The 9,992-nt window shown below is 61.1% G+C and carries 7 protein-coding genes and 1 pseudogene; 6 read left to right on the forward strand and 2 right to left on the reverse strand.

Features of this window, described 5'->3' with window-relative positions:
* From AC1DT3_RS05080 to AC1DT3_RS05095, 4 genes are all read left to right on the forward strand, one after another.
* Positions 1-173 (forward strand): cytochrome d ubiquinol oxidase subunit II (locus AC1DT3_RS05080; RefSeq protein WP_477464165.1); only part of this gene is annotated, 173 nt, incomplete at its 5' end.
* A 12-nt stretch (positions 174-185) separates the two neighbouring features.
* Positions 186-302, forward strand: a complete 117-nt coding sequence (gene cydX, locus AC1DT3_RS05085) for a cytochrome bd-I oxidase subunit CydX (protein ID WP_477464159.1) — start codon at positions 186-188, stop codon at positions 300-302.
* Complete coding sequence (hemN, locus tag AC1DT3_RS05090; protein ID WP_477464160.1) at positions 302-1,639, forward strand: oxygen-independent coproporphyrinogen III oxidase; 1,338 nt, start codon at positions 302-304, stop codon at positions 1,637-1,639. Before cydX ends, hemN begins: the two co-directional genes overlap by 1 nt.
* Before the next feature lie 115 nt (positions 1,640-1,754).
* Positions 1,755-3,245, forward strand: a complete 1,491-nt coding sequence (locus AC1DT3_RS05095; RefSeq protein ID WP_477464161.1) for an NAD-dependent succinate-semialdehyde dehydrogenase — start codon at positions 1,755-1,757, stop codon at positions 3,243-3,245.
* 41 nt (positions 3,246-3,286) lie between these two features.
* Here AC1DT3_RS05095 and AC1DT3_RS05100 read toward each other — a convergent pair whose 3' ends face one another.
* Positions 3,287-3,985, reverse strand: a complete 699-nt coding sequence (locus tag AC1DT3_RS05100; RefSeq protein ID WP_477464162.1) for a fumarylacetoacetate hydrolase family protein — start codon at positions 3,983-3,985, stop codon at positions 3,287-3,289.
* 80 nt (positions 3,986-4,065) lie between these two features.
* Positions 4,066-6,246: a malate synthase G gene (locus AC1DT3_RS05105; protein ID WP_477464163.1), complete on the reverse strand. Its 2,181-nt coding sequence runs from the start codon at positions 6,244-6,246 to the stop codon at positions 4,066-4,068.
* 222 nt (positions 6,247-6,468) lie between these two features.
* Here AC1DT3_RS05105 and AC1DT3_RS05110 point away from each other — a divergent pair.
* Positions 6,469-8,733: pseudogene (locus AC1DT3_RS05110) on the forward strand (acyl-CoA dehydrogenase).
* A gap of 91 nt (positions 8,734-8,824) precedes the next feature.
* A partial coding sequence (locus tag AC1DT3_RS05115; RefSeq protein WP_477464164.1) for a glycerate kinase type-2 family protein occupies positions 8,825-9,992 on the forward strand: 1,168 nt, incomplete at its 3' end.

The following is a 9,992-nucleotide window of genomic DNA, read 5'->3' on the forward strand; positions in this document are numbered from 1 at the left end:
ACGCCAGCCTGACTGTGTGGGATTCCTCGTCGAGCCACCTGACGCTTTGGATCATGCTGCTTGTCACCTGCTTCTTCCTGCCGATCATCCTTGCGTACACCGCTTGGGTTTATCGCGTCATGAGCGGCACAGTGACGGCGGATTCGATCAGCAAGAACCCCAACGCCTACTGAGGAACCTGAGATATGTGGTATTTTTCCTGGATCCTCGGTGTCGGCCTGGCCTGCACTTTCGCGATTTTGAACGCCATGTGGTTCGAGATGCGCGAGGACCGGCGTCACGAGGAAGAGAGTCGGTCGTAATGTTCGACTCTCTTATCGCGCGCTATGGCGGTTTGCCCGTTCCGCGATATACGTCCTACCCGACCGCGGCGGAGTTCTCTTCCGCGATCGGCTCCCGGGACTATGCGCGCTGGCTCGGTCGCGTCGATGCGAAAGAGAGCGCATCGGCCTACGTTCATGTGCCCTTCTGCCGCGACCTCTGCCATTATTGCGGGTGCCACACCAAGGTGGTTCGCCGCGATGAGGTAATCCTCTCGTACGGAGATAGCCTCGTCGCGGAAATTTCCTTGGTTGCTGGCCAGTTGCCCTCTGGTCTCAAATTGTCTCGTTTGCACTGGGGAGGCGGTACGCCGAGCATTCTCGGGACGGACGGGATCGCCACCGTGATCGGCGCAATCCGACGTCATTTTTCCTTCGAGGACGAGCACGAGCATGCCATGGAGCTCGATCCTCGGTACGTGGATTTGGAGTTCGCGCGCGCGCTCGTCGATCTCGGCATCAATCGAGTGAGCCTAGGTGTGCAAGACCTCGATCCTGAAGTGCAGAGAGCGATTGGCCGGATTCAACCGCAATCCGTCATCGGGGCGGCTGTGGACGCTCTTCGCGCCGCTGGCCTGACGCGGATCAATTTCGATCTCATGTACGGCCTCCCTTTGCAGACAGAGGTATCGATCCGTCGCACATGCGAAGCCGTGGCCGGTCTCAAGCCCGAACGGATCGCCTGTTACGGCTATGCTCATATGCCGGCGCGCAAACGCCACCAACGACTCATCGACCCCTCGACGCTTCCCGACGTTGGCGCGCGGTTCCTTCAGGCCCAGGCTGCGGCGGAGGTATTGACGGCTCACGGCTATGCGAAGATCGGAATCGATCATTTCGCATTGCCCCACGACCCGCTCGCGTCCGCGGCATGTGAAGGGAGGCTCTATCGAAACTTCCAAGGGTATACGGACGATGACCGCCCAAATCTGTTCGGCTTCGGGGCGTCTGCCATATCACGCACGACGGATGGCTTTGCCCAGAATATCGCTGATGTCGGCAGTTATCAGCGAGCGATGTCGGAGGGGCGAATTCCGACGACGCGGGGCTATCGTTTGAGCGACCGAGACCGCCTGCGTGGGCAGATCATCGAGCATCTCATGTGCAACTTCAAAGTCGATCTCGGCCTCTTCGGCGGGGCTGACGAGTTCGCCGACGAACTGGCGCTCCTGCGACCGCTGGTCGTGGATGGGGTCGTCACTACCGAGGGTCACGTTGTAGCGTTGACGGGTGCCGGGCGACCGTTCGTGCGGCTTGTTGCCGCCGTGTTCGACCAGTTCAGGGAGGAAGAACCGATCCGCTTCAGCCAAGCGATCTGACCGTCGATTGGTGAAGGGCAGACCCGCGCGGATAAACCCGAAAACCCGGTTTCCATGAGCGTGAATGCGACATATATCGGGGCAGTGCCATTTTCACTGAACGCCGGAGTTTGTCATGACAGCCCAGTTGAAATCGAGCGAAGGGACCCGACGGATCGATCTGAAAGATCCGTCTCTCCTGACGGACAAGGCCTATGTGGGCGGTGAATGGATCTCGGCTCAAGGCGGGAAATCAATCGATGTCACGGATCCCTTCGATGGCGCTCTGATCGCATCCGTTCCAGACCTCGGCCCCGATGTAGTGCGTCGCGCCATCGATGTGGCTCATGACGTTCAAAAGACCTGGGCCGCGCGCACGGCCAAGGAGCGCAGCCAAATCCTGCGCAAATGGTACGACCTCATCATCGCCAATGCGGATGATCTCGCTCTGATCCTGACCACCGAGCAGGGTAAGCCCCTCGCCGAGGCGAAGGGTGAAGTCGTGTCCAATGCGGCCTATATCGAGTGGTTCGCGGAAGAAGCGAAGCGCATCGACGGCGATGTCATTCCTAGCGCCAATGGAAATCAGCGTATTCTCGTTCTCAAGCAGCCCGTCGGCGTGTGCGCGGCGATCACGCCGTGGAATTTTCCCAATGGCATGATCACTCGCAAAGTCGGACCCGCATTGGCCGCTGGTTGCACGATGGTGCTCAAGCCCGCGGCGCAGACGCCGCTTTCAGCACTCGCGCTCGCGGTTCTCGCCGAGCGCGCAGGGGTGCCGAAAGGTGCATTCTCTGTCGTGACCGGTGAAGCCAAGCCGATCGGGACGGAATTCTGCCACAACCCGAAGATCGCCAAGATCACTTTCACCGGCTCGACCGGTGTGGGCCGTTGGCTCATGAAAGAGGCGGCGGACGGCATCAAGCGTCTTTCGCTTGAACTCGGCGGCAATGCGCCCTTCATCGTGTTCGATGACGCGGATCTCGATGCGGCCGTTGACGGCGCGATGCTGTCGAAATTCCGCAACTCGGGCCAGACCTGCGTCTGCGCCAACCGCATCTACGTGCAGGATTCGATCGTCGACGCCTTCGTGGAGAAACTCACAGCGAAAGTCGGCAAGATCAAGCTCGGTCGTGGCACGCTCAGYGACACCACGCAGGGTCCGCTGATAGACGAACGCGCCGTCGAGARGATGGAAGAGCACGTCAAGGACGCACTGGCGAAAGGTGGAAAGCTGGTTGCCGGCGGCAAGCGCTCGAAACTCGGCAGCACGTTCTTCGAGCCGACGGTGATGACCGGCATTACGCAGGAAATGAAGGTTGCGAAGGAAGAAACCTTCGCCCCGCTCGCGCCGATCATCCGCTTCAAGGACGAAGCCGATGTGATTGCGATGGCGAACGACACCGAGTTCGGCCTCGCGTCGTATTTCTACGCGCGCGACATGGCGCGTGTCTGGCGTGTGGCGGAAGCGCTCGAGAGCGGCATGGTCGGCGTCAACACGGGCGCGATCGCCAATGAAATGGCGCCGTTTGGCGGCGTGAAGCAATCAGGCCTCGGCCGCGAAGGCTCCAAATACGGCATCGAGGGTTATCTCGAGATCAAGTACGTCAGTCTCAACGGAATCTGATCAACGGCAAGAAGCTCGGTCCCTGGACCGGGCTTCTTGATTCACACGACGCGAATTTCGATGGTTCCGACGCCCTCGACGCCACCGGAGAGCACATCTCCCCGTTGGACAGCTCCGACGCCCGCCGGCGTTCCCGTCATGATGATGTCGCCGGGCGCCAGGGTGAAGAAGGTCGATAGATAAGCGATCGTGTCCGGAATGTTCCAGATCATCTGTGACAGGTCCCCTGTCTGACGGCGCGTTCCGTTCGCGTCGAGCCAGATGGTCCCCTTGGAGGGGTGTCCGATCTCTGATGCAGGCATAAGCGGCCCGCACGGGGCGGAAGCCTCGAAGGACTTACCGATTTCCCACGGTCGCCCGAGCTTCTTCGCCTCGCCTTGCAGATCACGCCGGGTCATGTCGAGACCGACGCCATACCCGAAGACGTGGTCGAGCGCACGATCTGGTGAGATGTTCGTTCCTCCGATCCCGAGCGCGATGACGAGCTCGATTTCATGATGCACGTCGGCGCTCATGACCGGATAGGGAAATTCGCCAGTCGTGACGAGCGCGTCGGGGTTTTTCTGAAAGAAGAACGGCGGTTCCCGATTGGGGTCGTGGCCCATCTCGATCGCGTGATCCGCGTAGTTTCGCCCGACGCAATAGACGCGGCGTACGGGAAAAAGTTGTTCCGTGCCACTGACCGGCAGGGTCGGAACCGCAGGCACATCGATCACGTAGCCGGTTGGCCGATCATTCATCGCATTGTCCTCTCAAGCRCTGGCGTTGCCCCGCTGCACAAGACCATGCGGCAAGCGGAACGATCGATATCGGGGTGTGTCTAGGCGGATGCGGAAACCGCGCCGAGCGCCTTTGCTTCGCGACGACGCTCGTGCAACACCCACTCGGTATAGCCGTTCGGCTGGGCGCGCCCCTTGAAGATGAGCTCACAGGCGGCCTTGAAGGCCGGTCCGTCGAATGTCGGAGCCATCGGGCGATAGAGGGCATCGCCGGCATTCTGCCGATCGACCACTTCCGCCATTCGCTTGAGTGTTTCCATCACCTTCTCCGGGGAGGCGATGCCATGGCGGAGCCAGTTCGCGATGTGCTGACTCGAGATGCGCAACGTCGCGCGATCTTCCATCAGCCCGACATCGTGAATATCCGGAACCTTCGAGCAGCCGACGCCCTGGTCGATCCAGCGAACCACATACCCGAGAATACCCTGGCAATTGTTGTCGAGTTCCTGCTGCACGGCGTCCGGCGCCCAGTTTGATTGCGACACCGGAATCGTGAGGATATCCGACAGCTTGGCCCGCGCCCGCTTTTTCAACTCTTCCTGACGGGCCTGAACATCGATCTGATGATAGTGCAGTGCGTGCAGCGTGGCTGCCGTGGGAGAGGGTACCCAAGCGGTGTTTGCTCCCGCCTGCGGATGGGCGATCTTCTGCGTCAGCATATCGGCCATCTTGTCGGGTGCCGCCCACATGCCCTTGCCGATCTGCGCCTTGCCCGGAAGGCCGCAGGCAAGGCCGATATCGACGTTCGAGTCCTCGTAGGCTTTGATCCACGCGGTCGACTTCATATCGTTCTTGCGGACCATCGGCCCCGCTTCCATCGAGGTGTGAATTTCATCGCCGGTGCGATCGAGGAAGCCCGTGTTGATGAAGAAGATCCGCTCTTCGGCGGCGCGAATGCACGCTTTGAGATTGATCGTCGTGCGCCGTTCCTCGTCCATGATGCCCATCTTGAGCGTGTGACGCGGCAGCGACAGCATGTCTTCGACCCGGGCGAACAGATCATCCGCGAAAGCGACTTCGTCAGGGCCGTGCATCTTTGGCTTCACGATATAGACAGAGCCGGTCCTGCTGTTGCGATACGGGCCAGTGCCTTTGAGATCGTGCATGGCAATGAGCGAGGTTACGGCGGCGTCGAGAATGGTCTCGGGAATTTCCTGCCCGTTCTGATCGAGAACGGCATCCGTGAACATGTGATGTCCGACGTTGCGCACCAGCATCAGGCTTCGGCCGTGAAGATGAACGTCTCCCGTCAACGGCTCCTTGAACGTGCGATCTGCGTTGAGCTTTCGTTCGATCGTGCGGCCGCCCTTTTGCAGCCGCTCGGTGAGATCTCCCCGCATCAGGCCAAGCCAGTTGCGATAGACGACGACCTTATCCTCGGCGTCGACCGCGGCGACACTGTCTTCGAGATCCATGATCGTCGAGATCGCCGCCTCGAGGACGACGTCGGCGACTCCAGCGGGATCATCCGCGCCGATGGGATTGGAACGATCGATCTTGATCTCGAGATGGAGGCCGTGATGGCGCAAAAGCACGGAGGTCGGCGCCGTGGGGTCGCCGAGGTAACCGACGAGCTGCGATGCGTCGGCGAGTCCGACCGCGTTGCCATCCTTCAGATCGACCTTGAGCGATCCGTCTTGGAGCGAATAACGGATCGAGTCCTTGTGACTGCCGGAGCTCAGGGGAGCAGCCTCGTCGAGCACTTCGCGCGCCCGTTCCACGACCTTGGCGCCACGGATCTTGTTGTATCCGCCCGATCGGGTTGCACCGCCGTCTTCCGGGATGGCGTCAGTGCCATAAAGCGCGTCGTAAAGGCTCCCCCAGCGGGCGTTTGCGGCGTTGAGGGCGTAGCGCGCATTGGACGTTGGGACGACGAGTTGCGGGCCGGCAATCCGAGCAATCTCGTCGTCGACATTGCGCGTTGCGACCGAGAAATTCTCAGGCTCCGGGAGGAGATATCCGATTTCGCGCAGAAAGCTCTCATATGCGCCTTGGTCGAATGCCTTCCCGGTTCTCTCGCGATGATAGGTATTGATCTTGGCCTGAAAATCATCGCGCACGGCCAAAAGGGCGCGGTCGCGGGGAGCAAAGTCGCGGATCAGTCCGGCAAGCCCGGTCCAGAAAGTCTCGCCCGAAACGCCGGTTCCGTCCAAAGCTTGCTTCTGAACGAAATCATAGAGAACCTTCGCAACCTTCAGACCTGCGACTTCTACGCGTTCCATCGTTTCGCTCTTCCTGTCATCCTGGGCCACATCGCCTCGTGCGGGCGAACATAGAGCGAGAGTTTGACCCGACCAAGTCATAAGGGCTTGCACTATAGTTATGGCGTTCACGAGATGTTCGACAGGCTCATCGCGATGTCACGCGGGGCCGGAACACTTGAGAAATCATGACGTTACCCGCTGAAGCGCTTCAGCGATGACAACGAGAACCAAGGGAATTGCATGCCGGATTACACACTTCGCCAAAAATGGCTCTCCCGCCCGGCCTATCGCTTGGCGAAGAAGGCGATGCCCGGCCTGTCGGCCACGGAGCGGGAAGCCATCGAAGCGGGCGATGTGTGGTGGGACGGCGACCTGTTCACGGGCAATCCCGATTGGCGAAAGCTCCTCGACGTTCCGCCCGCATCGCTTTCCGCGGACGAGCAGGCCTTTATCGTGGGACCCGTCGAGACGTTGTGCGGCATGCTCGACGATTGGCAGATCACCTGGAAGGATCGAGACCTTCCCCCGGAGGCGTGGGCCTTTCTAAAGGCCAATCGCTTCTTCGGCATGATCATTCCGAAAGAATACGGGGGGCTTGGCTTTTCGGCCTACGCCCACTCGGAGGTCGTCCGCAAGATTTCTACGCGGTCAGTCGCGGCCGCGGTGGTGACGATGGTGCCGAATTCCTTGGGTCCGGGCGAATTGCTCATGCAGTTCGGCACCAAGGAGCAGCGGGATTTCTGGCTGCCGCGCCTGGCGGACGGTCGGGAAATTCCCTGTTTCGGGCTGACGAGCCCGGAGGCTGGTTCTGACGCGGCCGCCATGACCGATCAGGGCGTCGTCTGCCGCCAGAATGTCGACGGCCGGGAGGTGCTCGGCATTCGGCTCAATTGGCACAAGCGCTATATCACCTTAGGTCCTGTCGCGACGGTGCTGGGTCTTGCGTTCAAGCTGTCCGATCCGGATCATCTTCTAGGGCCCGAAGTAGATCTCGGCATTACCGTCGCATTGGTGCGAACGGATGCGCCCGGCGTCGAAATAGGACGGCGTCACATACCGGCGCTTCAGATGTTTCAGAACGGACCGAACTGGGGCCGTGATGTCTTCATTCCGATTGACGATGTCGTCGGCGGGCGAGAGCGGGTCGGTCAAGGATGGCGCATGTTGATGAGCGCGCTAGCGGCAGGCCGAGGCATCTCCCTGCCATCTCTTTCGGCCGCCGGTGCTGCATTCGCCGCGCATACAACTGGAGCGTACGCGCGCATCCGCGAGCAGTTCCATGTGCCGATCGGCAAGTTCGAAGGCGTTCAGGAAAAGCTCGCGCGCATTGGGGGGGCAGCCTACCTCCTCGATGCCGCGCGTCGACTCACGTGCGCGTGTCTCGATCAAGGGCATCATCCGGCCGTTATCTCGGGCATCATGAAGCTCCACGCTACGGAGCACATGCGTGTCGCACTCAATGATGCAATGGACGTCCATGCTGGAAAAGCCGTCATCGACGGGCCGCTCAACTATATAGGCAATTTCTATCGCGCCATTCCTGTCGGGATCACCGTAGAAGGCGCCAATATCCTCACGCGATGTCTGATTATTTTTGGTCAAGGGGCGATCCGAAGCCATCCGTTCATCCTGAGAGAGCTCCTTGCCCTGAACGATACCGATGAAGAGCGCGGCGTGAAGGCTTTCGATGCCGTCTTCTGGTCGCATATCGGCCATACCGCAATGACGATGTTCAGAGCCCTCGGCCGCAGCTGGACCGGCGGTTCTATCGGGCCTGCACCGGACGCTGGGGCCGCCTCCTCGTTCTACAGGCAACTAGGTCGTTATTCCGCGGGATTTGCCCTCGCAGCGGACTTCGCCTTTCTCACGATGGGCGGCGCGTTGAAGCGCAGGGAGCTTCTCTCAGCGCGCTTCGGCGATATCCTCTCGGAGCTCTATCTTCAGTCTGCGGCGCTCAAACGGTGGGAGGATGAGGGCCGCCAGGATGCCGACCTTCCGCTCCTTCGCTATTGTCTGGAAACGGGGATTCGCACCATCGAGAACCGTTTCGCCGAGATCTTCGACAATCTGCCGAACCGGCCGACTGCCTGGCTCCTGAAGTTTATCATTCAACCGTTCGGGGTTCGGGCGCGCGGCCCATCGGATGAGCGCATCGCGCAATGCGCAGCGTTGTTGATCGAGTCGTCGGGCGCGCGGGACCGGCTGACAGCGGGGCTTTATCACGGCAACGGCGACGATGGATTGGTGCGACTGGAGCGGGCATTCGCCCTGGTGGAGCGGGCAAAGCCTATCCGTGACCGGCTTCGGGCGGCTCAACTTGCCGATTGACGGGATGCGCAAGTAGCCGGTCAGCTTTCCGACGACGACGCCCGGCTCCTCGCCGAAGCGGATCATGCGGTCGCCGCGGTGATCCAAGTGGACGATTTCTCCCAAGAGGAACTGCGGGGTCCGGATGCATCATCGCAAGAATTCGTGTCGATGCCACTGGCGGCCACGGGAACCTGACCGTCCCCTCCACAGATTGTGACAGACCGGGGCTTTTCTCCTTGAGGGAAGGCCTTAGTCTGGACGCTCCGCCCGCGAGCCTGGATCGACCATGCCGACCGATGCCGTAATTCTGAGGGCCCTTTTTCAGGCCGCTCTCGATGCCGCCTTGCCTGAAGGCAAGTTCGACGGCTTGCTGCCCGACCGCCCGAAGGGCCGCACCATCGTTCTGGGCGCAGGCAAGGCGTCGGCCCGGATGGCGGCGGCGTTCGAGGAATCCTGGGCGAAAGTCGGTGGCACGTGCGAAGGGCTCGTGGTGACCCGCTACGACCACGCAGTTCCGACGCGCTCCATTGAAATCGTTGAGGCTTCCCACCCCGTTCCCGACCAGGCAGGGCTCGAAGCGGCGCAGCGAATTTTCGCGTTGGCCGGGAAGGCGGGTCCAGACGATCTTGTGGTGTTCCTGATTTCCGGCGGCGCGTCCGCGCTTCTCGCCCTCCCGGCCGACGGCCTGACCCTCGCCGACAAACAGGCGGTCAACAAGGCACTTCTTGCCTCCGGAATGCCGATCGGCGCGATGAACCGGGTTCGCAAATCCCTGTCCGCCATCAAGGGCGGCAGACTCGCCGCGCAGGTCGGCGACGCGAAGCTCGTGACTTATCTGATTTCCGATGTGCCGGGCGACGATCCTGGCAGTATCGGATCGGGGCCGACGATCCCGGAAGCCTCCGATCCGGACCAAGTTTTTGCGCTTCTCGACGCCTACGACATCGATCTGCCAGACCATGTGCGAAATGCGATACGAGCCAACGCAATCACAAAGCCCTCCGTGTCGGGTCCGGTTCACGTGTTGGCGACACCGCATTCGGCTCTCATGGCCGCGGCCGCGAGGGCGCACGGCTTCGGTCTCCATCCTCTGATCCTCGGCGACGCGATCGAGGGGGAAGCGCGGGAAGTGGGCCAGGTGATGGCGGGGATTGCTCGGTCGGCGCTCGAGCACGATGTGCCCATCGGTAAGCCCTGCGTTCTGCTATCCGGAGGAGAAACGACGGTGACGTTGCGAGGAAAGGGGAGGGGTGGACGGAACGCCGAGTTTTTGCTGGCGCTCGCCGTCGCTCTGAAACATTCACCCTCCATCGCGGCCCTCGCCTGCGACACGGATGGCATCGATGGTTCGGAAGACAATGCCGGCGCATGGTTCGACGGGGCATTCACGATGCAAGCCCAGCAGGCCGGGATCGACCTCGCCGCTCATCTGGCAAACAACGACGCCTACACGG

This window comes from Microvirga sp. P4_G7, from assembly GCF_056401005.1.

Coding starts and splice junctions, on each gene's coding strand:
- cydX (WP_477464159.1), top strand. CDS start 186: ATGTGGTATTTTTCCTGGATCCTCGGTGTCGGCCTGGCCTGCACTTTC.
- hemN (WP_477464160.1), top strand. CDS start 302: ATGTTCGACTCTCTTATCGCGCGCTATGGCGGTTTGCCCGTTCCGCGA.
- AC1DT3_RS05100 (WP_477464162.1), bottom strand. CDS start 3,985: ATGAATGATCGGCCAACCGGCTACGTGATCGATGTGCCTGCGGTTCCG.
- AC1DT3_RS05105 (WP_477464163.1), bottom strand. CDS start 6,246: ATGGAACGCGTAGAAGTCGCAGGTCTGAAGGTTGCGAAGGTTCTCTAT.